23 protein-coding genes and 2 tRNA genes are annotated in these 25528 nt (G+C 65.8%); 15 read left to right on the plus strand and 10 right to left on the minus strand.

Annotated elements, in window-relative coordinates; translation table 11 throughout:
• Nucleotides 1-23: 23 nt before the first annotated feature.
• The 3 genes from BUS12_RS26305 to pncB all read right to left on the minus strand — a co-directional run bounded on the left by BUS12_RS26305 (nt 24) and on the right by pncB (nt 3532).
• Nucleotides 24-1451: a sodium:proton antiporter gene (locus BUS12_RS26305; RefSeq protein ID WP_074300340.1), complete on the minus strand. Its 1428-nt coding sequence runs from the start codon at nt 1449-1451 to the stop codon at nt 24-26.
• Nucleotides 1452-1543: 92 nt separating this feature from the next.
• Nucleotides 1544-2206, minus strand: a complete 663-nt coding sequence (locus BUS12_RS26310; RefSeq protein ID WP_074301715.1) for a LutC/YkgG family protein — start codon at nt 2204-2206, stop codon at nt 1544-1546.
• A gap of 129 nt (nt 2207-2335) precedes the next feature.
• Nucleotides 2336-3532 (minus strand): nicotinate phosphoribosyltransferase, encoded by a 1197-nt coding sequence (gene pncB, locus BUS12_RS26315; RefSeq protein ID WP_074300341.1) that lies wholly within the window; start codon nt 3530-3532, stop codon nt 2336-2338.
• 265 nt (nt 3533-3797) lie between these two features.
• Here pncB and fdxA point away from each other — a divergent pair, with 265 nt between their 5' ends.
• The 8 genes from fdxA to BUS12_RS26355 all read left to right on the plus strand — a co-directional run bounded on the left by fdxA (nt 3798) and on the right by BUS12_RS26355 (nt 8332).
• Complete coding sequence (gene fdxA / locus BUS12_RS26320; RefSeq protein WP_074263818.1) at nt 3798-4121, plus strand: ferredoxin FdxA; 324 nt, start codon at nt 3798-3800, stop codon at nt 4119-4121.
• A gap of 238 nt (nt 4122-4359) precedes the next feature.
• Nucleotides 4360-4435: transfer RNA gene (locus BUS12_RS26325), tRNA-Asn, on the plus strand.
• A 60-nt stretch (nt 4436-4495) separates the two neighbouring features.
• Nucleotides 4496-4571, plus strand: a tRNA-Asn gene (locus BUS12_RS26330).
• A 203-nt stretch (nt 4572-4774) separates the two neighbouring features.
• Nucleotides 4775-5248 carry a CreA family protein gene (locus BUS12_RS26335; RefSeq protein ID WP_074300342.1) on the plus strand — a complete coding sequence of 158 codons (474 nt, stop codon included), beginning with the start codon at nt 4775-4777 and terminating at the stop codon, nt 5246-5248.
• 62 nt (nt 5249-5310) lie between these two features.
• Nucleotides 5311-6138: a helix-turn-helix transcriptional regulator gene (locus tag BUS12_RS26340; RefSeq protein ID WP_074300343.1), complete on the plus strand. Its 828-nt coding sequence runs from the start codon at nt 5311-5313 to the stop codon at nt 6136-6138.
• A gap of 159 nt (nt 6139-6297) precedes the next feature.
• Nucleotides 6298-6966 carry an AzlC family ABC transporter permease gene (locus tag BUS12_RS26345; protein WP_171991755.1) on the plus strand — a complete coding sequence of 223 codons (669 nt, stop codon included), beginning with the start codon at nt 6298-6300 and terminating at the stop codon, nt 6964-6966.
• Nucleotides 6963-7286, plus strand: coding sequence for an AzlD domain-containing protein (locus BUS12_RS26350; RefSeq protein WP_074300345.1), 324 nt, complete (start codon nt 6963-6965; stop codon nt 7284-7286). The genes BUS12_RS26345 and BUS12_RS26350 overlap by 4 nt, the downstream gene beginning before the upstream one ends.
• Nucleotides 7287-7552: 266 nt before the next feature.
• Nucleotides 7553-8332: a DUF4088 family protein gene (locus BUS12_RS26355; protein ID WP_074300346.1), complete on the plus strand. Its 780-nt coding sequence runs from the start codon at nt 7553-7555 to the stop codon at nt 8330-8332.
• A 63-nt stretch (nt 8333-8395) separates the two neighbouring features.
• On the opposite strand, the gene BUS12_RS26360 is transcribed toward BUS12_RS26355, so the two are convergent.
• The 3 genes from BUS12_RS26360 to BUS12_RS26370 form a co-directional block, all read right to left on the minus strand.
• Nucleotides 8396-10576 (minus strand): ATP-dependent helicase, encoded by a 2181-nt coding sequence (locus BUS12_RS26360; protein WP_074300347.1) that lies wholly within the window; start codon nt 10574-10576, stop codon nt 8396-8398.
• A gap of 107 nt (nt 10577-10683) precedes the next feature.
• The gene (locus tag BUS12_RS26365; RefSeq protein ID WP_074300348.1) at nt 10684-10938 is read right to left on the minus strand and encodes a hypothetical protein; all 255 of its coding nucleotides are present in this window, start codon (nt 10936-10938) and stop codon (nt 10684-10686) included.
• A gap of 108 nt (nt 10939-11046) precedes the next feature.
• Entirely contained in the window at nt 11047-11496 is a 450-nt protein-coding gene (locus BUS12_RS26370; protein WP_074300349.1) for a hypothetical protein, read from the minus strand.
• A 338-nt stretch (nt 11497-11834) separates the two neighbouring features.
• Here BUS12_RS26370 and BUS12_RS26375 point away from each other — a divergent pair, with 338 nt between their 5' ends.
• The 5 genes from BUS12_RS26375 to fumC all read left to right on the plus strand — a co-directional run bounded on the left by BUS12_RS26375 (nt 11835) and on the right by fumC (nt 18181).
• Complete coding sequence (locus BUS12_RS26375) at nt 11835-12053, plus strand: RNA-binding S4 domain-containing protein (RefSeq protein ID WP_074265967.1); 219 nt, start codon at nt 11835-11837, stop codon at nt 12051-12053.
• Between the two features lie 153 nt (nt 12054-12206).
• Nucleotides 12207-13607, plus strand: coding sequence for an MATE family efflux transporter (locus BUS12_RS26380; protein ID WP_074300350.1), 1401 nt, complete (start codon nt 12207-12209; stop codon nt 13605-13607).
• Between the two features lie 91 nt (nt 13608-13698).
• Nucleotides 13699-14658 carry a ketopantoate/pantoate/pantothenate transporter PanS gene (gene panS / locus BUS12_RS26385; protein ID WP_074301716.1) on the plus strand — a complete coding sequence of 320 codons (960 nt, stop codon included), beginning with the start codon at nt 13699-13701 and terminating at the stop codon, nt 14656-14658.
• A 416-nt stretch (nt 14659-15074) separates the two neighbouring features.
• Nucleotides 15075-16697: a phospholipase D family protein gene (locus BUS12_RS26390; protein WP_083640746.1), complete on the plus strand. Its 1623-nt coding sequence runs from the start codon at nt 15075-15077 to the stop codon at nt 16695-16697.
• A gap of 83 nt (nt 16698-16780) precedes the next feature.
• Nucleotides 16781-18181, plus strand: coding sequence for a class II fumarate hydratase (fumC, locus tag BUS12_RS26395; protein WP_074300351.1), 1401 nt, complete (start codon nt 16781-16783; stop codon nt 18179-18181).
• Between the two features lie 54 nt (nt 18182-18235).
• On the opposite strand, the gene BUS12_RS26400 is transcribed toward fumC, so the two are convergent.
• From BUS12_RS26400 to BUS12_RS38960, 4 genes are all read right to left on the minus strand, one after another.
• A complete protein-coding gene (locus BUS12_RS26400; protein WP_074300352.1) occupies nt 18236-18742 on the minus strand; it encodes an acyl-CoA thioesterase in 507 nt (168 codons plus the stop codon).
• Nucleotides 18743-18875: 133 nt separating this feature from the next.
• On the minus strand, nt 18876-19976 hold the full coding sequence (locus BUS12_RS26405) for a GlxA family transcriptional regulator (protein ID WP_074300353.1): 1101 nt from the start codon (nt 19974-19976) through the stop codon (nt 18876-18878).
• Between the two features lie 52 nt (nt 19977-20028).
• Nucleotides 20029-21333: an MFS transporter gene (locus BUS12_RS26410; RefSeq protein WP_074300354.1), complete on the minus strand. Its 1305-nt coding sequence runs from the start codon at nt 21331-21333 to the stop codon at nt 20029-20031.
• 162 nt (nt 21334-21495) lie between these two features.
• Complete coding sequence (locus BUS12_RS38960) at nt 21496-21639, minus strand: hypothetical protein (protein ID WP_171991720.1); 144 nt, start codon at nt 21637-21639, stop codon at nt 21496-21498.
• A 219-nt stretch (nt 21640-21858) separates the two neighbouring features.
• Here BUS12_RS38960 and BUS12_RS26415 point away from each other — a divergent pair, with 219 nt between their 5' ends.
• Together BUS12_RS26415 and BUS12_RS26420 are read left to right on the plus strand one after the other, a co-directional pair.
• On the plus strand, nt 21859-22572 hold the full coding sequence (locus BUS12_RS26415) for an ArsR/SmtB family transcription factor (protein WP_074300355.1): 714 nt from the start codon (nt 21859-21861) through the stop codon (nt 22570-22572).
• A gap of 169 nt (nt 22573-22741) precedes the next feature.
• On the plus strand, nt 22742-25414 hold the full coding sequence (locus BUS12_RS26420; RefSeq protein ID WP_074300356.1) for a DUF6600 domain-containing protein: 2673 nt from the start codon (nt 22742-22744) through the stop codon (nt 25412-25414).
• Nucleotides 25415-25528: the final 114 nt, after the last annotated feature.

Genomic DNA, 25528 nt, shown 5'->3' on the forward strand with positions numbered 1-25528 from the left:
AGCGGTCCCGTCGTCATCAACCGCTAAAAGAACAACCAGGTGGTCACGAGAAACACCGGCACCAGGATCGCGACCGACCACATCAGATAGGCGAAAAAGCCCGGCATGCGCACGCCGCGCGATTCCGCGATCGCCTTCACCATGAAGTTCGGCGCGTTGCCGATATAGCTGTTCGCGCCCATGAATACCGCGCCGGCCGAAATCGCGGCCAGCGTGGTTGCACCCTGGGTCATCAAGGTCTGCGCGTCGCCGCCGGCCAGATTAAAGAACACCAGATAGGTCGGCGCGTTGTCGAGGAACGACGAGAGCAAACCGGTCGCCCAGAAATACATCGCATCGTGCGGCTGGCCGGACGCATCGTTGACCAGATGCACGATGCCCGCGAACGCGCCCGCGTCGCCGGCGCGCAGGATCGTGATGACCGGCGCAATCGTCACGAAGATGCCGGCGAACAGCTTGGCCACCTCTTCGATCGGCGCCCAGTTGAAGGCATTGCCCTCGCGCGCCGCACGCGGCGTCACAGCCAGCGACAGCAGCGTGACGCCGATCAGCGCCACATCGCGCACCGCGTTCTGCAAGGCGACGTGCGTGCCGAATACGTCGAATTCGATGCCCGGTTTCCACAGGCCGCTCATCAGCACGAGAGCGATCACCGCGCCGAGCAGCACGAAGTTGATCTTGCCGTCGATGCCGAGGAGCGGCGTATCGGGCGTCGGATCGAGAAACCGCGAGCGCTCCTCTTCACGACGATGGTAATAGTACGAATCGAGCGCGTAAAACGTCACTAGCAGCACGGCGCAGACAAACAGCATCGGCAACGCCAGATGCGTGGTAGTCCAGAAGAAACTCACGCCGTTGAGGAAGCCGAGAAACAGCGGCGGGTCGCCGAGCGGCGACAGCGAACCGCCGGCATTGGCGACCAGAAAGATAAAGAACACGACGACGTGCACGACATGCTTGCGATTGTCGTTGGCGCGCAGCAGCGGCCGGATCAGCAGCATGGCGGCGCCGGTCGTGCCCATGATGCTTGCGAGCACCGTGCCCAGCGCGATGATCGCCGTATTCATGCGCGGCGTGCCGTGCAGGTTGCCACGCACGCAGATGCCGCCGGCCACGGTGTAGAGCGCGGTCAGCAGCACGATAAACGGCACATACTCTTCGAGCATCGCGTGAACGAACGTGCCCCATGCGACGCCCGCGCCGAACGCGACGGCGAACGGCACGAGGAACAGGACCGCCCATGCCGCTGCGATCTTGCCGAAATGGTGATGCCAGAACGTCGGCGCGATGAGCGGAAACACCGCGATCGACAACAGCACGCCGGCGAACGGCAAGCTCCACCACGCCGACAGCGCCGCGCCGTCGAGCGTCGCCGCCGATGCCAGTTGCGGCCACCACAGTGCGAGTGCGGCGACGAGCCCCATGCTCGTCCATCCGGCATGTCGCGTCATATTCGAATCCTTTGGTTTTCCAGGCTAAGCGAGGCGCTTATGAAAAGCGTACGGGGCACGCGGGGTGCGGACAAAACGGCCATGCATGGCGCTCACGCGCCGCGCACGACGATCGCATGGACCCGATACGGCCCGTGTGCACCGAGCACGATGGTTTGCTCGATATCGCCGGTGCGCGACGGACCCGATACGAAGTTAACCGCGCGCGGCAGTTCGCCACGCTCACTGCGGATCAGATCGAATGCCTCTTCATGACCGGCGACGATACGCGAGGCCGGCACGATAGCAATGTGCGTCTCAGGCAGCAACCCCGCGGATGCATAGGTTTCAGGCCCGGACAACAGCACCAGGGTGCCAGTCTCCGCAGTCGCACAGAAACAGCCTGTGATGCCGACCACGTCGCTGTCTTGCGGTTTGCGGAATTCGACGGTGAGACCCGCGGCGGCCCAGCCGAGATCCTGCAGCGTTTGCCAGGCAATTGCCTGCACCGGCAAGCCTTGCTGCGTGAGATAGCGATGCGCAGCGGCCGGCACTTCGCTCAAGGCCTCGACGGTCTCGACGCTGGTGGCCAGCTTCTGCGCCTCCTCGATAAAGCGTGCGATGAGATCGTCCGGCATGGGCGGCCGCGGGCCTTGCGGATGACGTGCGAGATAGTCGGCGACGGCCTCGCGCTCGGAGGCCGCGGGTTCGGCGTCGCGCCCCTGCGCCGCGCGGATGCGCGCGAGAATGTTGCGGCGGGCGATCGATGTATCCATGGGCGAAGTCCTCGCGAGGTTGCCGTTGCGATAGCCGTGCGGCATCGCGAGGATTATACCGGCCACCCCGCGCGCAAACACTCGTCCAGATGGCCAGGGTGGGCACACGAAGCGCGTTCGCTGCGAACCTTAGCTCGACACTTCCTCGTCCGGCTGTTTGATGCCGAACACCTGGCGCAGATAGGCGAGATAGGCCTTGTCGTCGCACATGTTCTTGCCCGGCGAATCCGACAGCTTGGCTACCGGCTGGCCGTTGCAGCGAACCATCTTGATCACGATCTGCAGCGGGTTATAGCCCAGGTCGTTGGTGAGGTTGGTGCCGACGCCGAACGCCAATTTGCAGCGGCCGCGGAAGCGTTCGTACAGTTGCAGGACCTTCGGGATATCCAGCGCGTCCGAGAACACCAGGATCTTGGTACGCGGGTCGCAGCGGTTCGCTTCGTAGTGCCTGAGCAGGCGCTCGCCCCACTCGAACGGATCGCCGGAGTCGTGGCGCGCGCCGTCGAACAGCTTGCAGAAGTACATGTCGAAATCGCGCAAGAACGCTTCCATGCCGTACACGTCCGAGAGCGCAATGCCGAGGTCGCCGCGATATTCCTTCGCCCACATCTCGAAGCCGTAGATCTGCGAATCGCGCAGCCGCGGTCCGAGCGCCTGGCAGGCCTGCAGATACTCGTGCGCCATCGTGCCGAGCGGCGTCAGGCCGTGCTTCATGGCGTAAAAGACATTGCTCGTGCCGGTGAACTGTTCGCCGAGATCGTCTTTCAGCGTGAGGATGACCTCTTCGTGCCAGCGCTTCGAGAAGCGGCGCCGCGTACCGTAATCGGCGATCTTGCAGTCCGCGAATTCGGGGCGTGCGCCGAGCAGCTTGATCTTTTCGGAGAGACGCTCGCGGCCTTCGCCGTAGGCCGGCTCCCGCTGCGTGTTGCGGAAGTAGACCTCGTTGACGATCGCCAGCACCGGAATCTCGAACAGGATCGTGTGCAGCCACGGACCCTTGATCTCGATGTCGATTTCGCCGTTGCCCTTCGGCGAAGGCGTGATCGAAATGTACTTGTCGTTCAGATGGAAGAGCGCGAGGAACTCGATGAAGTCGCCCTTGATGAAGCGCATGCGCCGCAGGTAGTCGAGTTCGTCGTCGGTAAAGCGCAACTCGCACAGCTTGCGCACTTCCTCGCGGATCTCCTCGATATACGGCACGAGGTCGACGTTCTGGGTCCGGCAGCGGAAGCGGTATTCCACGCTCGCGGCAGGGAAATGATGCAGAACCACCTGCATCATCGTGAACTTGTACAGATCAGTATCGAGCAGTGAAGTAATAATCATGATGGTACGAACCGACTGCAGGAGAAACGGAAGGCCTCAGCGGGCCCATGCGCCTGCGGCACGCCCCGGCGCGCCGACCTGACGCATGTTACCCGAATGCGCACGGCCATATCGCGCCGGCGGCCCGGCTGCCTGAGGCGCCATAAACTAATCACGAAAACGTATAAACCGGTTGGGCCACCGCTGCATACGCCACTTGACGTTACGTTACAATAGCGCTTTTGGCGTTTCGCCTCCCCAGATACCGCATGCAGGAGCTGCCTGAATGACTCACGTTGTGACCGAAAGCTGCATCAAGTGCCGCTATACCGACTGCGTTGATGTGTGCCCGGTGGACTGCTTTCGCGAAGGTCCCAACTTCCTCGCGATCGACCCCGATGAGTGCATCGACTGTGCTGTGTGCGTCGCCGAATGTCCGGTGAACGCCATCTACGCTGAAGAAGACGTGCCGGGCGACCAGCAGGACTTCATCGCGCTGAACGCCGATCTCGCCAAAGGCTGGCCCAGCATCACGAAAACCAAAGCTCCGCTGCCCGAGGCAGACGAGTTCAAGGACGTGAAGGAAAAGCTGACCCTGCTCGCCCGCTGAGCGGCCATGGGCGGTGCGCCCGCCTGGCCAGGGCTTCAGCGCGGCGCGCCTGTCGACCAGCGTTCGCGCTTCAGCTGCCGACCAGAGTTCGCGCTTTAGCGCGTTACTCTGGTCCCATGCAAAGCTCGTTACTCTGGTCCCATGCAAGATGCTCGCGGTTCGAATGAAATAGAGATGGGCTCGGGGTATTGACAGGTCCTGGAGCACCCCCTACAATTTCGTTCTCTGCTTTTGCTGTTCCCCGATAGCTCAGTCGGTAGAGCGCCGGACTGTTAATCCGTAGGTCCCTGGTTCGAGCCCAGGTCGGGGAGCCAAGAATTGCAAAAGGCCCGTTAACCAAAACGGGCTTTTTTATGTAAAGGTTGTACTGCTGTTCCTCGATAGCTCAGTCGGTAGAGCGCCGGACTGTTAATCCGTAGGTCCCTGGTTCGAGCCCAGGTCGAGGAGCCAAAAAATTCGAAGGCCCGCATCCGTGCGGGCCTTTTTGTTTTGGCGCTGCGCAACATATCAATGTGCGCAACGGATGCGAGCCGCTTCGGCCGTCCTATATTCCGCGCTCCCCTTCGACAGTCCCCACACACTCACACACCCACCTGCGTCAGGCTTGCCGTTATACGATGGTACTTTCCCTGCGCGATCATTCCGGTCTCCCGATGAAATCCACCTTGTTGTGCATCACCCTCGCCGCTGCTGCGCTCTTCGCTCCGCTCGCCCACAGCGAGGAAGTGGCCAGCGTCAACACCAACTTCCATCTCACCGGCTCCGACCGCGTGGTGGTCGAGGCCTACGACGATCCGCTCGTCAACGGCGTCACCTGCTATGTCTCGCGAGCCCGCACGGGCGGTATCAAAGGTACGCTGGGTATCGCGGAAGATCCCACGGAGGCGTCGATTGCCTGCCGGCAAGTCGGCGCGATCAAATTCACCGGACCGCTCAAACAGCAAGCCGATGTGTTTTCCATGAGCATGTCGCTGATCTTCAAGACCCTGCACGTCGTGCGCGTGGTCGACGCGAAGCGCAACACGCTGGTGTATCTGACCTATAGCGACAGGGTCGCGAGCGGCAGCGCAAAAAACAGCGTGACAGCCGTGCCGATGCCCGCCGGCACGACCATTCCGCTTAAGTGAAAGCGGCCAGGCCGGTATCGGTCCGCCCGCGCTAAACTGGCAGACCGAGCTGGACTTTCATCATGACCGTCACCCGTTTCCGCGATTCCGCCCGCTACTGGCGCACGCCGCTTTTGCCCGGCGCGGATCTGCTCACAGCCGAATATCACGATCACGAGTTTTCGCCGCATTGGCATGACGCGTACACCATCCCGGTGATCGTGGCCGGCGCGGAGGGCTACCGGTATCTGGGCACGGACTACGTCGCCGAAGCGGGTAGCGTGCCCATCATCAATCCGGGTGAACTGCATACGGGCGCGCGGGCGATCGAGGCAGGCTGGCGCTATCGCGTGCTGTATGCGCCGGTGGACTTCCTCCAGCAACTCGCCTCAGACGTCGCCGGCCAGCAGCAGGATTTGCCATGGTTCGAACCCGGCGTGATCCGCGATCCGGAGCTCGCCCAGCGCCTCGCCCGCGCTCACCGTCTGCTCGAAGCGCAAGCCGATCCGCTCGCGGCTGAAGCCGCGATGCTCGACGCCCTGTCGACACTGCTCGTCCGCTATTCGGGCAGCCAGAGCAGGCCGGCGCGGCTCGCCTCGGACGACGCGCGCGTGGCCACCATGAAAGAGCGTCTGACCGGCGACCTCACCACCCCGCTGCAGCTAGCCGAGCTCGCGGGTGCCGTGGGCCTGTCGCCGTTCCACGCCGCGCGCCTCTTTGCCGAGAGCACCGGTCTGCCGCCGCATGCGTGGCGCAACCAGGTCCGGCTGCAACGGGCGCTGGCGCCGTTGCGCGCGGGCGTGTCGGTCACCGAGGTGGCTGCGGCCAGCGGTTTCACAGACCAAAGCCACTTCACGCGGCATTTCCGGCGCATGTTCGGGGTACCGCCGGGGCGCTGGCAGGCCGCCTGAGCGCAGGCGCGCCGACACAGCACCCCCCACCGCAAGAACGTACAAGCGCTCCCACCCCGCCGCAGCTATGCTCGGCGGACCAAGGAGACAAGATTGACCCACCCCAACCACTCGACCCGACTCGCCGAACTCACCGCCGGCGCCCGCGACATCATCCCCATGATGGTCGGCGCGGCGCCGTTCGGCGTGATCTTCGGCACGCTCGTCACGTCCGGCCCGCTGCACCTGTGGCACGGCCAATTGATGTCGCTCGTCGTCTTCGCCGGCTCGGCCCAGTTCATTGCGCTGGGCCTGATAGCCGGCCACGCGAGTTTCGCCGTGGTGCTGGCCACCACCCTCGTCGTCAACCTGCGCCACGTGCTGTACAGCGCCACGCTCGCCCCCTACGTCTCGCATCTGCCGCTGCGCTGGCGGCTCGCGCTCGGCGGCGTGCTCACCGACGAAGTCTTCGCCGTCGCCTGGTCGCACTACCGGCACCATCCGCCCGGCTCGGTGAGTCCGTACTACTTCCTCGGCGCGGGCCTCGCCATGTATCTCAACTGGCAGATCTGGACGCTCGCCGGCCTGCTGTTCGGCGCGGCGTTCCCCGGTCTGCAGTCGCTCGGGCTCGATTTCGCCATGGTCGCCACCTTTATCGCGATCGTCGTGCCGCAACTGGTCGCGCTGCGGTACCTCGCCGCCGCGGCCACCTCGGGCGCGCTGGCTTTCTTCTGGCAGGCCTGGCCGTACAAGCTGGGCCTGCTTGGTGCGGTGTTCGCGGGGGTCGTGGTCGGCGTCCTGCTGTCGCGCCCCGGCAGCCAACGGCGCACGGCGGAGGTGGCGCAATGAACTACGTCGTTCTGATTCTCGGCATGGCGCTGATCACCTGGACGATCCGCGCGGCCGTGTTCGTGCTCGGCGACCGGCTGGTATTCCCGCCGCTGGTGCGCACCGCCCTCGGCTTCGTGCCGGTGACGGTGCTGACCGCCATCATCGTGCCGATGGCCGTCTCGCCGCACGGCGGCGGCGCCGAGCTGACCTGGCGCAATCCGCAGTTGATTGGGGCGCTTGCCGCCGTGGCGGTCAGTGCGCTGACCCGCCGGCCGCTGCTGACGATTGCCGTCGGACTCGCCGTATTTTTCGTCTGGCAGGGCGTCGTGCTCAAATAGAGTTGGCCATCTGATTGCGCCGCGCGCCTTGTGCAGCGCCGCAATCGGCGCGACTCCCGGTTCCGGAAGCGCATCGTACCCTCAAGTTTTACCCTGGTCCGCCGTTATGCAGTCGAGGTCCGCTCGTCGGGAAGGTATCCCCGCTGGTTACGCGGCAACAAAGCAGGATCAACCGCGTCGAGCATCGACGTCGCCCTCTCACGGGGGCAGTTCGCAGATGGCGGCACTTTTGCGATGCCACGCGGGAGGACCAAACGGGATAAGACATGGGTCAGATCACCCTTTCACTCAAAGACGAAACCCTCGCCACCTTGCGCAAGGACTTCGACGCTTTTTTGCGCGTCTCGCTGAAGCTCGACCCGCAGTTCGCGACGCCGTCGTTTGAGGACTTTCTGCGCGCCAAGCTGCTCGACAACATGGTGCCGCTCACCGAACACGCGGTGAAGCGGATGTTGCAGGGCGGCCAGTACGCGTGGGCCAAACGCACGCTGGACAAGGAATTTCCGGACGTCGTGGCGATTTTGATGCAGCAGGCCTCCGAGTTCGGCTTCGGCTTTGCGTCGCGCTCGGAATGGACCCCTGAGGAACTGGCCAAGCAGTGCCACGACTGGGCCGCGGCGATCGTCAAGGAGTCGGAAGGCGATGCCTCGCTGGTCGATCCGCTCGCCGCGCAGATCAAGGGCGCCGCGCAGGACATCCAGGCGCTGGAAGAAGCCATGCAGACGCCCGCCTGGCGGCTCGTCGAGTCGCTGCGGCAGCGGGTGTACGAAGCCAAGGTGGCCTGCGAGACGAGCATCGGCAGCACCGCGCGCGAAAAGCTCGGCGAACTGCGCGGCCTGTTGCGCCTCGGCATCTCGCACGGCTCGTTCCAGAAACAGGAAGCGCAGCAGATCATGGAATACCTGCGTCTGCTGAAGCCGGAAATCTTCGTCGAAGAACCCTACGATGTGTTCTCGCGGCTCGCGGCGTGGCTACGCGCTTTCTTTACGCCGCCTCCGCGGCCGGCGCAGCCACGGCAGCAGCAACAGCCGCGGCAGACACGTTAAACGCGTTGCGGGCTAGCCGCGGTCCTACGAGGCGCGTGGTGCTGCACGGCCGCCGCACCGCGCTCAGTCCCACATGCTCTTGAGCTTCGCCGCAATGTCGAGCTTCGCCTGCGCCGCCGCGGCAAGTCCCGCTGCGCTCGGCGCGGCGGGCTCGACCACGCGCGGCCAGGCGTAGGTGTCGAACAACGGCATCAGATGCGCCGGGATAAAGCGCGTGCGCGACGCCCAAACGTGGCGGTCGCCCAGATGCGTCTGGTTATGCACATAGAAGCGCTGCGGCACGACGATATGAAGATCCTCCTTGGCGCGCGTCATCGCCACATATAGCAGGCGGCGCTCTTCGTCGATTTCCGCATCGCTGCCAGTGCCGAGATCCGACGGAATGCAACCGTCGACGCCGTTCAGCACAAACACATTGCGCCATTCCTGCCCTTTCGCCGAGTGAATCGTCGAGAGGATCAGGTAGTCCTCGTCGAGCAGGGGCACGCCGGATTCGCCGCTGGTGGCGTCGGGCGGATCGAGCGTCAGCTCCGTGAGGAAGCGCTCGCGCGATGCGTAGGTGGCGGCGATGCTCTCCATTTGCAGTAGGTCCGCGTGACGCATGGCCGCGTCTTCGTGATTGCGTTCGAGGTGCGGCTCGTACCAGCGGCGGATCAACTCGAACTCGGCCGGCCACGACGAGCTTCGACTGCACACGCTCGACATCAGCGCGACAAAGGGCGGCCAGTCTTCGAGCGCGCGCGGCGGCGGGACGAAGGCGGCGAGCGCGTTGGCGGTATCGCCGCCCGCCACGCCACGCGCCGCCACGGCATCGAGCAGCCGTGCCGCCGTGGCCGGCCCGACGCCAGGCAGAAGCTGCATGACCCGAAACCCGGCAACGCGATCACGCGGATTTTCCGCCCAGCGCAGCACTGCCAGCACGTCTTTCACGTGCACGGAATCGAGAAACTTGAGGCCGCCGAACTTCACGAACGGGATGTTGCGCCGGGTCAGTTCGACCTCCAGCGCGGCGCTATGATGCGCGGCTCGAAACAGCACCGCCTGCGCTTTCAGCTTCATGCCGGCTTCGCGCGCTTCGAGTATCTGCTCGACCACGTAGCGCGCCTGATCGGCTTCATCCGCCACGCTCACAAGACGCGGGCGTTGAGCAGACGCCTTGTCGGTCCAGAGGTTTTTTGTGAAGCGTTCGGTAGCGAGCCCGATTACCGCATTCGACGCGGCCAGAATGGGCTGCGTGGAGCGATAGTTACGCTCGAGCGTGACCTGTTTCGCGGGCGGATTGAAGTGGCCCGGGAAATCGAGGATGTTGCGCACCGTCGCGCCGCGAAACGAGTAAATCGACTGGGCGTCGTCGCCCACCACGGTCAGACCGCGCCCGTCCGGCTTCAAGGCAAGCAGGATGGACGCCTGCAGACGGTTGGTGTCCTGATACTCGTCGACCAGCACGTGATCGAAGCGGCCCGTCAGATCCGCGGCAATCGTGGGCTGCCCGGCCATCAGGGACCAGTAAAGCAGCAGGTCGTCGTAGTCGAGCACGCTCTGTTTCTGCTTGGCCTCGACGTAGGCGGCAAACAGCATCCGCAGATCCGCCTCCCATTCGCGACACCACGGAAACGCGCTCGCCAGCACGTCCGCGAGCGCCGCACCGGTATTGACGACGCGCGAGTAGATCGCAAAGCAGGTGCCCTTCGCCGGAAAGCGCCGCTCCTTGGCCGACAGCCCGAGTTCGTGCCGCACCAGGTTCATCAGGTCGGCGGAGTCCTCACGGTCGTTGATCGTGAAGGTGGGGGCGAGGCCGATCAGATCGGCATATTCGCGCAACAAGCGCGCGCCGATGCCGTGAAACGTGCCCGACCACGTCAGGCCCTGCGCCACCGCCGCCCGCGCGCCCAGCGCCTCGCCGGCGATGCGCGTGACCCGCCGGGTCATTTCGAGCGCGGCCCGGCGCGAGAACGTCAGCAGCAGAATGCGGCGCGGATCGACACCCTTGACCACCAGATGCGCCACGCGATGCGCCAACGTATTGGTCTTGCCCGAACCCGCACCGGCGATCACGAGCAAGGCGCCCGACGGCTGCGTGGGATTTTCGACGCCGTATTCGACGGCTTCGCGCTGCGCGTCGTTGAGCTTCGCCAGCCAGGCGGCGGTATCGGACGGCGCGGAGTCGGCAACGGAGAGCACGGTGGTCGGGATCGGGAGGTAAGGGTCGCAGGAGAAGGTCGGCGCCGCATACTGTATATCCATACAACCGGCGCCGACAAGCGCCCTTTTTTCGATGAAGCCTCGTCAAAAGCAAACGGCCCGGGCGCTGATGCGCACCGGGCCGCTGTTGGGCACTCACGAAAGGAAACCTATTCCTTCTTCGCGTCCTTTTCCTTGGCGTCGGCGGCAGCCTTATCGGCGTCAGTCTGCGCTTCCGTCTTGGACTTGTCGGCCTTCGCCTGGGCGACGTCAGACTTCTTGTTCGCCTTGGCCTGTACCTTGGCGGCCTTCTTGTCCGCGTGCGTGGGCGCCGCCGACGGGTCCGTCGTCTGCGCCAGGGCGACCGAGGACAGGCAACCGGCGATCAGCGCCGCGTAAATCCGGTTCATGCTGGGCTTGTTCATGCGTGACCTCCCTGATGGCCTGAAGTGAACGAAACTGAGGTGAAGCGGCTGGCCGCGAACCAGACCGGCCGGGACGGCCAGACGAACTCGCCGCCCCATGCGTCATGCTTAGTGCTTGATGTCTGAAGCATCGTCCTGGCCCGGCGTCTGGCCTTGCATGTTCATCTTCATCTCGTTGTTGGCGGTCTGCTTGTCGGCCTTCTTGTTGAGCTTGGCGTCCTTGACCTGTTCCTTGTACTTCGCCTTGGCGGCCGCTTGCTGTTCCTTCAACTGGCTCTTCGAGGCCTTCTTCGAAGCGCTGTACTCAGCGTTGGCCTGCGCGTCGGCATCGCGCTTTTGCACCAGCGGATCGGTCGAACCCGATGCCGTAAGGCGCTGCGGCGCCGGCGTCACCGGCTGGACGCCTTGCGCGGCCGGAGCGGCGGTATCGGCGCCCGGCGCCATCATTTGCTGGCCCGCCGTGCCGGCGTCCGGCTGCGCGTTGGTCTGCGCAAACGCGCCGGTAGCGGCAAAAGCGGTCAGGGCGGTACCGATCAGGAGCGAACGAATCTGGGTCATAGCAATCCTCTCTAAAATTGTTGTCAGGACTCGGGCGCCGACGCATCCATCCCCAGTCGAATGAAGACTGGACGTCGACAGCGAGGCTGGCACTGCAGCTCGCCCGGTCTGCTGTCGCCCGTCGCCGAACGTGACCGTACGTCACGAAGGCAGCAGGCTTTTCTACAGACCCGCCCTTTGCGAGTGAAGTTCGTGAGAAACGTACACTGTTACGCAACGTTTCATTTTCTAACAATCACCCAACGCGGGCTTTCATTTACCCGGACGCCGCATCGGCCAGGCCACTGCACCGGCTTCTGGCTTATGATGCGAACCCCGTTACCCAAGCCGCAATCGCCATGCCCAACCTCGATTTCACCCTGACCGGCGACTATGTCGAACTGCACAATCTCCTGAAGATAACGGGGTTGGCCGACAGCGGCGGCTCCGCGAAATTGATGGTTGCGTCGGGTGCCGTGACGGTCGACGGCCAGGTCGAACTGCGTAAAACCTGCAAAATCCGCGCAGGACAGGTCGTTTTGCTGGGCGATACCCGCATCGCCGTGCATGAGGCATAGCGGCGCGGCAAGCGCTAGCACGGCCGCTCTCCCGCACCGCCAAAAATCCGCACCAAAAATGTGCTTACAGATCGACAACAGCCCGCCCACACAATAAGCTGTCTGTTTTGACAGAAAACGGCGCGGGCATCGCCCCGCAACCCTGCACTTTTGATGACCCAATCCGGCCTCTCCCGGGTGGCCGCCCCGCCGCCGACCTTATCTCGTCACGCCGCCGACACCGCCCGCCTCGCCGCCCCGCTCGCCATCGCCCAACTGTCGCAGATGGCCATGGGCGTCACCGACACCATCCTGCTCGGCTCGCTCGGCGCTGACGCGCTCGCCGCCGGCGGTCTCGGCGCGAACCTGTTCTTCGTGGTCGTGACGCTGCTGCAGGGCGTGCTGACCTCGGTAAGCGTGAGCGTGTCGCATGCCCGCGGGGCCCGGGCCGAAGAACGCGTGCCGCATATCTACTGGACCGGCCTCGTGATGTCGGTGCTGCTGTCGATCCCCGCCTTCATGCTGCTGTCGTTCGCCACGCCGGTCCTGCTGGCGTTCGGCGAGCCGGCCCTGCTCGCACACAACGTCGGCGAATATACGGCCGTGCTGCGCTGGGGCGCGCTCGGCAGCCTGATCGGTATCGGCCTGATGCGCTCGTTCCTGCCCGCCATCGGCGCGGCGAAGCGCCTGCTGTGGGTCTCGCTGGCCGGCGTCTTCGTGAACGGTTTTCTGAACTACGGCCTGATCCACGGGGCTTACGGTCTGCCGCGCCTCGGTTTTCTCGGTTCGGCCTGCGCCACCACCATCACCGTCTGGGTGACGGCGCTCGTCCTGATGGCATGGTTGCATCTGCGGCCGCGCTACCGTCATTTCGTCACGGCGACGCGGCCCAGATTGCCGCTGATGGGCGAGCTGTTCGGCATCGGCTGGCCGGTCGCGATCACCTATGGCGTGGAATCCACCTTGTTCCTGGCCACCGGCCTGATGGTCGGCTTGCTCGGCGAATCGCAGCTCGCCGCCCACCAGATTGCGCTGAACGTTGCGTCGGTGGCCTTTATGGTGCCGCTCGCAATCGGTCAGGCGGCCAATGTGCGCGTGGGCTACTGGTCGGGCGCGGGACAACCGCTCGCCGCGCGGCATGCCGGCTTCGTGGCGATCGCGCTCGGCGTCGCCTTCATGTCCTTGTCGGGGCTCGTGCTGATTCTCGCGCCGCACTGGATCGTCGGCCTGTACCTGCATCTGGACGACCCCGCCAACGCGGCCACGGTCAAGCTCGCCAGTTCGCTGCTCGGCGTCGCTGCCATCTTCCAGATCGTCGACGGCATGCAGACGGTCGGCTCGGGTTGCCTGCGCGGCCTGAAGGACACGCGCGTGCCGATGCTGGCCGCCGCATTCGGTTACTGGGGCATCGGCTTTCCGACCGGCTACACGCTGGCGTTTCACTTTGGACTCGGCGCACGCGGCCTGTGGTGGGGTCTCGCCGCCGGCCTCGCGAGCGTCGCGCTGCTGATGACGCTGCGTTTTCACCGCCTCAGCCTGCGCCGCGTACCGGCGGCGCCGAAACCAGCGGCATGAAGAAAGGCCCGCGCGTCCCACAAGGCCGCGCATGCGCCGCCATCGCATTGAAACCAATTATTCGTTGAAACAGAATCAAGGACCTCCTGACATGCTTGCCCGGGTAACCCGTCTCTTTCCGCTGTGGGCCGTGCTGATTTCGCTGGCCGCCTATTTTTCGCCGGCATCCTTCAGCCCCATCGCGCCGCACGTCACCACCCTGCTGACCCTCATCATGCTGGCGATGGGCGTGACCCTCTCCCTCGCCGATTTCAAGCGTGTCTTCACACGACCGGCGCCGGTCGTCGCCGGCATCGTGCTGCACTATCTGGTGATGCCGCTCGCCGCCTGGGCCATCGCCAAGGCGTTGCACATGCCGCCGGACCTGACCGCCGGGATGGTGCTGGTGGGCAGCGTCGCGAGCGGCACCGCCTCGAACGTGATGATCTATCTGGCGCGCGGCGACGTCGCGCTGTCGGTGACCATCAGCGCGCTGTCGACGCTGGTCGGCGTGTTCGCCACGCCGCTGCTCACGCGCCTTTATGTCGACGCCTCGATCGTCGTCGACGTGCACGGCATGCTGATTAGCATTCTGGAGATCGTCGGCCTGCCGATCGTCGTGGGCCTCGTCATCAATCATCTGTTCGGCAAGCTGGTGCGCAAAGTGGAGCCGGTTCTGCCGCTCGTGTCGATGATTGCGATCCTGCTGATCATCTCGGCGGTCGTCGGCGGCACGCAGAAGAGCATTGCCTCGGTTGGGCTGGTGGTAATGCTCGGCGTGGTGCTGCATAACGGCATCGGCCTGCTCGGCGGCTATTGGGGCGGCCGGCTGCTCGGCTTCGACGAAGCCGTATGCCGCACGCTCGCCATCGAAGTCGGCATGCAGAATTCCGGTCTCGCAGCTACGCTCGGCAAGCTGTATTTCTCGCCGCTCGCCGCACTGCCGGGTGCGCTGTTCTCGGTGTGGCACAACCTGTCGGGCTCGCTGCTGGCGGGCTATTGGGCCGGGCGTCCCGCCAAAGGGTCCACGCATCCGGACGGCGCCTCGGCCTTCGAGGTCGAACGCGGATAAAAGCCGTTCACGGGCGGCGGCTCGCAAAGCTCGCGAGGCTCCCGCTGCCGCCCTTCCATGACAAGCCGCACCGGGCGCGCGCAGGCTCTCTTATGCGAACGCAACCCATGCTTTGTCATTCGTTAGCATAACGAACAGATTCACTCACACATGATGGCTTGAACGGCACGCAAGCCACCAAGCCGAGACAGGATGCGCACCGTCTGCATCCACGTCAACTGCGCGATCGGGCCACTCGTCCGGTCAATTCCCCTTAGAATGCTTTCCTCAACAGCGCCCAGAAGCATCGGGTGCGCGCCGGCTTCGAAGCCGTGTGCGCGCACCGACTCAAGCGGAGGAATAGCGTGCCGGCGTACGACAGCAACAACAACATCGCGTCGCAATCTCGTCAGGGTCCTGCAGGCATAACGCCGTCGATGCGCACGGCAGCGCAAACCGCGGCGCGCATCGGCAAGCGTTGCCTGTTGCTGTGCACCGTCGCGGCACTTTTGACCGCCTGCGCGAGCCGGCCACCCGCCGCCGCCTTCGACCGTCCGGTCACTCACGCGCTGCCTGTGACCACCACCACGGCACTGAGCACCGCCCTCGCCCCCGTCGAACTGGCCCATCCCGGCGAATCGGGTTTTCGCGTCCTCTCGAACGGCACCGAGGCGCTGCAGATGCGTATCGCACTGGCCCGCGCCGCGACGAAGACGCTCGACATGCAGTACTACATCGCCAACGAGGACACCACCGGCAAACTGCTGCTCGGCGCCGCGCTGTATGCGGCCGATCACGGCGTGCGGGTGCGCATGCTGGTCGACGACCTGAACTTCAAGGACATCGACGACGTGATGGCGGGCTTGAACTCGCATCCCAACATCGAGATCCGCGTCTTCAATCCGTACGGCAGCACGCATCGCAGCGTGTTCGAGCGCACCACGAACCTGCTGACGAAGATCGACCAGTTCACGCGCCGCATGCACAACAAGGCGATGATCGCGGACAACCAGTTGGCGATCGTCGGCGGCCGCAATCTCGGCGACGAGTACTTCAGCGCAAGCCCGACGCTGCAGTTCCGCGATCTCGACGTGCTGGCCGCCGGCCCGATCACCGCCGACGTCTCAGCCAGCTTCGACGAGTACTGGAACAGTTCGGGCGCCTATCCGCTGAAGGCGCTGAACCATCAGACCTTCTCGCCGCAGGAGCTGGACGCCACGCGCGATAGCCTGCGCCAGCACTGGCGCACCAACGCCGACCCGTATAACGCGAAACCGCTGAACGCGACGCCGCTCGCTGCGCAGATCGCGAACGACGAACTCGGCCTGACCTGGGCGCCGGCGGAATTCAAGGCCGATACGCCCGGCAAGATCGATCAGCCGTCGCCCGATTACGTCAGTCCGCCGATGCAACGGCTTGTCGAACTGATGAAGGACGCGCAGACGGAGTTTCTGGTGGTGTCGCCGTACTTCGTGCCGCACGATGCCGGCGTGAAAGCGCTCGCGCAACTCACGCAGCGCGGCGTGCGGGTGGCGGTGCTGACCAACTCGCTCGCCGCCACCGACGCCGTCGCCGTGCAGGCCGGCTACAGCCCGTACCGCGTGCCGCTGTTGCAAAACGGTGTCGAGCTCTACGAGTTCAAGCCGGAGCAGAGCAGTTCGCGTACGTCGGTCGAAGGCTCGCGTTCGCGCGCGAGCCTGCATGCGAAAACCTATGTGATCGACCGCAAGATCCTCGTCGTCGGCTCGATGAATCTCGATCCACGCTCGGCCAATCTGAACACCGAACTGGCGCTCGTGATCCACAGCCCGGCGCTGGCCGGACAAGTGGCGACGATGTTCGACCACGCCACGGCACCCGAGGTCAGCTACCGCGTCACGCTGGCGACGCCGGCACAACTCGCCGGACTCCGCTACATTGGAGCGCCGCAGTCGCAACTCGAATGGACCGATGTCGAGAACGGCGAGCAGCGCACCTATAACTTCGACCCGCAGGCAGGTTTGTACCGGAATCTGCTGACGGGTCTATTCTTGCTATTGCCAGTCCAGGGACAGCTTTGATGTGCGCCATGCGGCAGCGGCGCGCAGGCTACCCAAACCATGCATTATTCAGCGCAGTTATTCAGCAAAAGCGGAGTTGAACCATGACCGAAGACGTACGATTGGAGCGCGACACGTTCGGCGAGATTGCCGTGCCGAACGCTCGCCTGTGGGGCGCACAAACCCAGCGCTCGCTGCAGAATTTCAAAATCTCGACGGAGAAGCAGTCGCCCGAACTGATCACGGCGCTGGCCGTGATCAAGCGCGCGGCGGCCGAAGTCAACCAGGGTCTCGGCGTACTCGAGGAGAGCAAGGCCCGCGCGATCATGCAGGCCGCCGACGAGATCATCGAAGGCAAGCATGCCGGCGAATTTCCGCTGGCGGTATGGCAGACCGGCTCCGGCACGCAGACCAACATGAACCTCAACGAGGTGATTGCCAACCGTGCGAGCGAGCTGCTGGGCGGCGAGCGCGGCGAAGCGCGCAAGGTGCATCCGAATGACGACGTGAACCGCGGCCAGTCGTCCAACGACGTGTTTCCGACCGCCATGCACGTGGCGGCGGCAGTGGGCATCGTCAAGCATCTGGTGCCGGCGCTGAAGACGCTGCGCGCGACGCTCGACAGCAAGGCGAAGGCGTTTGCCGGGATCGTCAAGATCGGCCGCACGCACTTGCAGGATGCGACGCCGCTCACGCTCGGCCAGGAATTCTCCGGCTATGTCGCGCAACTCGACCACGGCATTCGCCACGTCGAAGCGGCGCTGCCGCATCTGTACGAACTGGCGCAGGGCGGCACCGCGGTCGGCACCGGTCTGAACGCGCATCCGCAGTTCGCCGACAAGGTCGCGGCGGCGATCGGCAAGCTCACCGGCGTGCCGTTCGTGTCGGCGCCCAACAAGTTCGAAGTGATGGCCGCCGCCGACGCGCTGGTGTTCGCGCACGGCGCCCTCAAGACCGTGGCCGCCAGCCTGATGAAGATCGCCAACGACGTGCGCTGGCTCGCGAGCGGTCCGCGTTGCGGTCTCGGCGAGCTGTCGATTCCGGAGAACGAGCCGGGCAGCTCGATCATGCCGGGCAAGGTCAATCCGACCCAGTCCGAAGCGATGACCATGCTGTGCTGCCAGGTGTTCGGCAACGACGTCGCAGTGAATATGGGCGGCGCGAGCGGCAACTTCGAGTTGAACGTATTCCGTCCGATGATTGCGCACAACGTGCTGCAATCGATCCGCCTGATCGCGGACGGCGCGCACAGCTTCAACGACAACTGCGCGGTGGGCATCGAGCCGAATCGCGAGCGCATCGACACCTTGCTCAACGAGTCGCTGATGCTGGTCACCGCGCTCAATCCGCACATCGGCTACGACAAGGCCGCCAAGATCGCCAAGCAGGCCCATAAGGAAGGCACCACGCTGAAGGCAGCGGCGCTCGCGCTCGGTTATGTCACCGAGCAGCAGTTCGACGAGTGGGTGCGGCCGCACGACATGGTCGGCCATACGCCGGGGTGATGGCGCGTTAGGGCGCGACGCCGGTCCGCAGGATCGGCGCAGCCCACCGCGCGCTTAGATCTTGCCCTTGGCCACTTCTTCCGGCTTGAGTTCGACGATGGCGTCGAGCGCCTCTTTCACGTCCAGCGCGTATTTGGCGAGGCGCTTCTGTTCATCGGTCTCGGGCACGTACGCGGGCACCGGCACCGGATGCCCATTCTCGTTGACCGCCACCATCACGACGAGGCAGTCGGTGGTCTGCATCAGTTCGCCGCCCTTTGGATCTCCCGCCTGCACCGACACGTGAATGTGCATGCTGGTGCGGCCCGTGTTGACGACGCGCGCACGCAGTTCGACGAGGTTGCCCACGAGGATGGGCCGGCGAAAGCGGATATTGCCGACGCTGACCGTCACGCAGTAGCGCCCGGACCAGACGGCGGCGCACGCATAAGCGGTCTCGTCGATCCACTTCATCAGCGCGCCCCCGTGCACCTTGCCGCCGAAGTTGACCGAGGTCGGCTCGGCGAGAAAGCGGAACGTGGTTTCAGAACGGTCCAGCGGCGCAGCGGCAGGGGTGCTCATCTTGACTCCGGTCAAACGAATGTCGAAAGGAGCCGATTATACGAGTGCAATTTTGACTGCGGCGCGTAATGAAGGGCGGTAACGCTGTTTTGCCTCCCGCGAAAGGGTCGCAACGGGCGCTGCGGCGTGCGCCTCAGGACAGCGGCTCCGCCGCGGCAAAGCGCTCGCGATAATCGAGCGGCAACACGCCGAAGCGGCGCACGAACGCCCGCCGCAGGTTCTGTTCGCTGCCGAAACCGCACTCGAGCGCAATCCGCTTGAGCGGTCGGCGCGATTCGGCAAGCCAGCGCGAGGCGGCCTCCAGACGCAGCGCCGCGACGGTCGTGGCGGGCGTGCGGCCCACTTCGTCGACATAGCGCCGCGCAAAGGTGCGCGGGCTCATGCGGGTGCGCTCGGCGAGCCGCTCGACCGACAGGTCGTCGCGCAGATTCGCCGCCATCCAGCTATGCAGGGCCTCGAACGGGCCGCCGGCCGACGCTTGCGCCGCGAGCGCCGCGCTGAATTGCGACTGGCCGCCCGGCCGCTTCATGAACACCACCAGCCGCCGGGCGGCCTGCATGGCGACCGCGTGGCCGAGATCCTCTTCGATCAACGCCAGCGCCAGATCGATGCCGGCCGTCACGCCCGCCGAGGTCCACACCGCCCGGCCATCGCGCACGTCGCGGATGAAGATCGGATCGGCGTCGACCTCGACCTTCGGAAAGCGCCGCGCGAGCAGCGCCGCGTCGCGCCAGTGGGTCGTCGCGCGGCGGCCGTCGAGCAGGCCCGCGGCGGCCAGGTAAAACGCGCCGGTGCATACCGAGCACACGCGCCGCACCTGGGGTGCACGGCGCGCGAGCCACGCGACGAGTTCCGGTTGCAACGGCGCGTCGTCGTCGACCGGCACGCCGGGGACGATCAGCGTGTCGATCGGCTCGTCGTCGAGCGCATCCAGCCGCGAGGTCACCACGGGCAGGCCCGGAAACGTCTGCAGCACCCCGCCGTCGATCGACGCCACCGTCGTCCGATAGACCGCCGCCGCGCCGCCATGCGCCGCCGGCTGCGCGCCCGCCGGAGTGGTCCGGCGCGCTGCGATCGTCAGTTCGGCGCGCCAGAACGCCTCGAGCGGACCGCACGCGTCGAGCAGCACCAACTCAGGCGCCACGGCGAACACCACATGGCGCACCTCGGGCGCCACTTCTGCACCAGGCAATTCACCCGCACCTGAAACCACAGCGTCAAACGAAGAGACCATCAGCGTGTTTCCCCAATCGAAGCCAATCGGACCACCGGACGACCGACCGCCCTCACGACACCCACGCCGGTTGCCGGGCGCGCGACCAGGCATAGCCGAGCGTCGCCACCGCGGCGAGCGCGAGCGGCGGGAAGATCGCCGCGTTGATCGCCGCCCAGCCGAAACGCGCGAGCAACTGCCCCGCGAACAGCGAACCGAGCGCCGAAAACGCGAAGGTGGTGAACTCGCTCGTCGCCTGTGTCTTGGCGCGCTCGGCCGGCCGGTACGATTGTGCGAGCAGCGTCGTGCCGCCCACGAACATGAAATTCCAGCCCACCCCGAGACAGGCGAGCGCGGCGTAGAAATGCGGCAGATCCGTCGAGCGCAGCGCGAACACACCGCACAGCGCCGACAGCACGATCCCGCAGCCGATCACGCGCAGCACGCCGAAGCGCTGGATCAGCCGTGCCGAGAACAGCGACGGCGCGTACATGCCGACCAGGTGCCACTGGATGATCTGCGCGCCGTCGCCGATCGTGTGCCCGCAGGCGACCGCCGCAATCGGCGTCGCGGTCATCACGAACATCATCACCGCGTAGCCGAGAGCATTGTTCGCCAGCGCGGCGACGAAGATCGGCTGCCGGACGATCTGGCCGAGCGGGCGCGGCCCTTCGACGGCCTTAAAGGCGGCGGCGGAACCGGCGTGAGTGGATGGCGCGACGTCGCGATACGCCAGCGCCAGCAACGCCACCGAGGCCAGCCCCAGCGCCGTCACCAGCGCATACGAACCGGCGAATGCGACCGGGGCGAGCCAGTCCTTGCTCCATGCCGCGAGCAACGGCCCGAGCACGGCGGCGACCACGCCGCCGGTCAGCACCGTCGAGATGGCGCGGCTCTTCGCGTCCACGGCCACCGCATCGGCGGCGGCGAGGCGGTAGTACTGCGCGAAGGCCTGAAACACGCCCACCGTCGCCGTGCCCGCACAGAAGGCCCAGAAACTGTGATGAAAAATCGCCCACACGGAAATCGAACCGCCCAGCGCGCCGACGCCGGCGCCAATCAGGAAGCCCGCACGCCGGCCGATGCGCGCCATCAGGAAGGAGGCGAGGACCGTCGTCAGCGCGGCGGCGACGGTGATCAGCGAAAACGGCAGCGTGGCGAAGGCTTTGTCGTCGGCGAGGTTGTAGCCGACGAGGCCGGTGAGCGTCAGATCGATCGAGACCGAGGACGTGTAAAGCGCCTGACAGACCGCCAGCACGCGGGTGCCGCGCCGGTGATCCGGTTGCGGCGCGGAGCGGCCGGAGTCGACGGCAGCGGTGGAACCTGCACCGGAGCGGGCGTCGGCGCAGGCGGTGGGAACATCGGACGATGACGACATCGGCAAGCCTCGTATGGCAGGAAGAACGAAGCCTGATCGTCACATAGCTGACGTTGGCAGAAATGCCAATGATGCATCAATTCCTGCCAAACGTCGTCGCCGCATTCACCGTTGCCGCGCTCGTACGTTGTCGCGAGCGCCGGCGCGCAGCGGCACTACGTTTCATTTGCTGTGGTAGGAAATGCCTTCGTCGACCGTGCCGTACATCGTGATGCCGCTCGAATCCGCGCTCGGCGGCGCCGAGCCGCCCTGCGCACAGGCGGCGCACAACAGCACGGTAGCGGCAATGGCTAGCAGGAATTTCATGGGCGCGTGTTTCTCCGAAGACAGGTTTTGATTCTAGCCTGGTGCCCCGCAGTCGCGCGAAAGCGCGCCGCGCTGTCCTGCCCGCCCCGCCTGCATTTCCCAACGCTGCCCGCGCGCTCGCATTCATAGTTCACGCCAGACTGAAACGTCGAATGCCGCACTCCGATATAGTGAAGAAGTCGGCGAGCGCTCATGCGCGCCAAGCCTCAGGAGGCTGCCATGCCTGCTTCACTGTCCGATGAACAGAATCACTTCCCCGGCTTGAGCCGGATCGGCGCGCTGCTCGCCGACCCCGGCCGTGCCGCCATGTTATGGGCGCTGATGGACGGCAGCGCGCGCCCGGCCGGCGAACTGACGATGGTGGCCGGCCTGTCGCCGTCCGCCGCCAGCGCCCACCTGGCGCGTCTCACCGAAGGTGGACTGCTCGCCGTCGAGGAGCGCGGCCGGCACCGCTACTTCCGGATTGCCTCGCCGGATATCGCGGCTTCCATCGAAGCGCTCGCCAACGTGGCGCAAGTCAGCGCGCCGCAACGCATGACGCCGCGCCCGGCGCGCACCGTGCCGGTCGACATGCGCTACGCGCGCACCTGCTACGACCACATGGCCGGCGAACTGTCGGTGCAGCTCTTCGAGCGGATGCTGAGCCACAAGCTGCTGAACCTGCACGGCAACACGCTCGAAGCCACCGAGGACGGCGCGGCCCAGCTCGCCCGCTGGGGCATCGACGTGGCCGGCCAGCACAGCCGGCGGCGCCGCTTCGCCTGCACTTGCCCCGACTGGAGCGAGCGGCGGCCCCACCTGGGCGGCGCGCTCGGCGCGGCCCTGCTCGACGCCTGGTCGACCCACGGCTGGGTTGAGCGCACCGAACGGCCGCGCATCCTGCGGGTCACGCCGGCCGGTCACCAGCAGTTCAACGATTTTCTGAAGGACTGAGCGCAAACCGGCGACATCGAAGCGTCCGTTTCATTGCGAATTTGAACCGCCACATTTTTTGTTACACGGCAGGTAAGGAGGCTTACAAATGTCGACGCCTTGAAACAGGCCGCGACGGTAGAGTGCTTTCACGGATGCAAAAACGAAGCGTCCGTTTGAGAGACACAACATGAAAAAGCTCACCGCCCCCCGCCTCGCACTGCGCCGCGTCACCGGTTACACCCTGATTGCTGCGGCAGTGTTCACGCTCGCAGCCCAGACCACCTTCGCTCAGGAAGCGCCGCCGGACAATGCGCCGGCCGTCGCGCAGAACACTGGAAATACCGATCCGCCGGGACGTGTGGCGCGCCTGAACTACACCTCGGGCGCGGTGACCACCGAGCCCGCCGGCGCGACCGACTGGTCCTACGCACAGATCAACCGTCCGCTTACCACCGGCGACCAGCTCTGGGACGACCAGAACGCGCGCGCCGAACTGCATATCGGTTCGACCGCGGTGCGGCTCGGCGATACGACCAGTCTCGACATCCTCAATCTCGACGACACCAGCGCGCAGCTCAAGGTTGCGCAAGGCACGCTGTCGACCCGCGTGCGCGAACTCGCGCCGGGTTCGACCTACGAGATCGACACGCCGAATCTCGCGCTCGGCGTGAACGGCCCGGGCGATTACCGCGTGGACGTGGCGCCGGACGGCAGCAGCACGACCGTCACGGTGCGCAGCGGCAGCGCGACCGTGTATGGCGACAACGGCCAGGTGCCGGTCGCCGCCGGCCAGCAGATCCGCTTTGCCGGCACGGCCCTGCAGCAGGTGGCCGATAACGGCGCGCCGGGGCTCGACGGCTTCGATCAATGGGCCGCGAGTCGCGATGCGGCCGAAGACCGCTCGGTGTCGGCGCGCTACGTGTCGCGCGACGTGCCGGGTTACGAAGACCTCGATGCGAACGGCAGCTGGCGCAGCAGTCCTCAGTATGGCGAAGTGTGGGTGCCGAGCGTGGTGCCGACAGGCTGGGCGCCTTATCACGACGGTCACTGGGTGTGGCAGGCGCCGTGGGGCTGGACGTGGGTCGACGACGCGCCGTGGGGCTTCGCGCCGTACCACTACGGCCGCTGGGCCTATGTCGACGATTCCTGGGCGTGGGTGCCGGGCCCGGTCGTCGTCAGCGAGCCGCCCGTCTATGCGCCGGCGCTGGTCGCGTTTGTCGGCGGCGGAGGCGGCTCGTTCAACTGGGGCGTGAGTCTGGCGATCGGCGGCGTGGCCGCGGCCGGCGTGGCCTGGTTCCCGCTCGGGCCGGGCGAACCGTGGCATCCGCGCTGGGGCGGCTGGAGTCCCGGTTACTACAACCGTGTCAACAACACGGTGGTGGTCAACAACTACAACCGCAACGTGAATGTCACGAACATCACCAACATTCACAACACCTACATCAACTACCGCGCACCGGGCGGCGTCACCGCCGTGCCGGCGACAGCCTTCGTGCATGGCCAGCCGGTCGGCCGCTTCGCGCAGAAGGTCGACCCGCAACAATGGCGCAATGCGCAGATCAACCCGGGCGGCCCGGGCATCGCGCCGGTGCGTCAGAGCTTCGATTCCGGCTTGCGCAACGCGAACTATCGGCCGCCCGCAGCGGTGATGTCCCGCTCGGTGGTGGCAACGCGCAGTCCGGCCGTCCCGCCGGCGTACCACGACACGCTTGCGCAACGTTTTGCGCAAAGCGGCGGGCGGGTGCCGGGCGCCGGCGAACCGATCGTGCGCACCTCGGTGCCGGCGCATTTCGCCGCTGCCCAAACGCAAGGCGCGCATGGCGGACCCGCGACGGGGGCGCAGAACGTGCGCGTAGTCCAGGCGAACTCGCCGCGCATGGCACCCGGCGCCGAGCCGCGTGTCGCGCAGGGTGCGCCGCGGCCCGGCGAGCCTGCTGCGAATGGCGGCCGGCCGGCGCCATTTGGCGGCGGTGCGCAGAATGCGGCGCAAGCGCCTCATGGCGTGCCTGAGCAGGCAGCACGGCCGGGGACGCCCGGCGCGCCGGCCCAGGTAGCCAATGAGCGGCCGCAGCCGAACAACGGCGTGCCGCGTCCGCCGCAAGCGGCCGGCGGCAATCCGGGCACGTTCGCACAGCATGGCGCTGCAGCGCTTACGGCCGGTCAGCAGACCGCTGCACAGGCTCACCATGAGCCGGCGTGGACGCAGCCGCATACGCCGATGGCCGTGCAGGCGCAGCAGGGTCAGCAAGGGCAGGCTCACGGTGTAACCCAGCAGGCCGCCGGACGCGAGCCGGTTGCGCAGCAACCAGGCGAGCCGCAGAATCGTCAGCAGCCAGGTGCGTTCGCCGCGCCGCAGGCGCAGGAGCATGGTGGTGTGCCGCATCCGGGGGAGAATCCGTCGCCGGCGGCGCGTGCGCCTCAACAGGCTGAGCGGGAAGTCAATGCCCAGCCGCACGCACCGGCGCCCGAGGCGCAGCAGCAACAGCAGGCACGTGCAGCGGAGTCTCGTCAGCAAGAGGCACAGCAGGCCCCGCGTGAAGAAGCACGGCCCCAGCCCCAGCCGCAGCCGCGTCAGGAATATCACCCGCAACAGGCTCAGCAGGCCCCGCGCGAGGAACTCCGGCCGCAGCCGCAAGCCCAGCCGCGGCAGGAATACCATCCGCAGCAGGCTCAGCAGGCCCCGCGCCAGGAACCCCGGCCGCAGCCGCAGGCCCAGCCGCGTCAGGAATATCATCCGCAGCAGGCCCAGCAGCCGCGCCCTGAACCGCGTCCCGCGCAACAGGCTCAGCAACCGCGTCCTCAGCCGCATCCGGAGCAACATTCGAATAACGGCGGCCACGAGGAGCACCGCAAGGGCTAAGGGTACTCACCGGCGAAAGCGGCGCTTGCGAGGTAGCAGCGCCGCTTTCGTACTCACAGATGGCTTCAAATGCCGCCGCTTGCCGACGCCCATAATGAGCGTTTTGACGAGCAT

The sequence above is a fragment of the Paraburkholderia phenazinium genome, assembly GCF_900142845.1.
GTDB classification, from domain to species: Bacteria; Pseudomonadota; Gammaproteobacteria; order Burkholderiales; family Burkholderiaceae; genus Paraburkholderia; species Paraburkholderia phenazinium_A.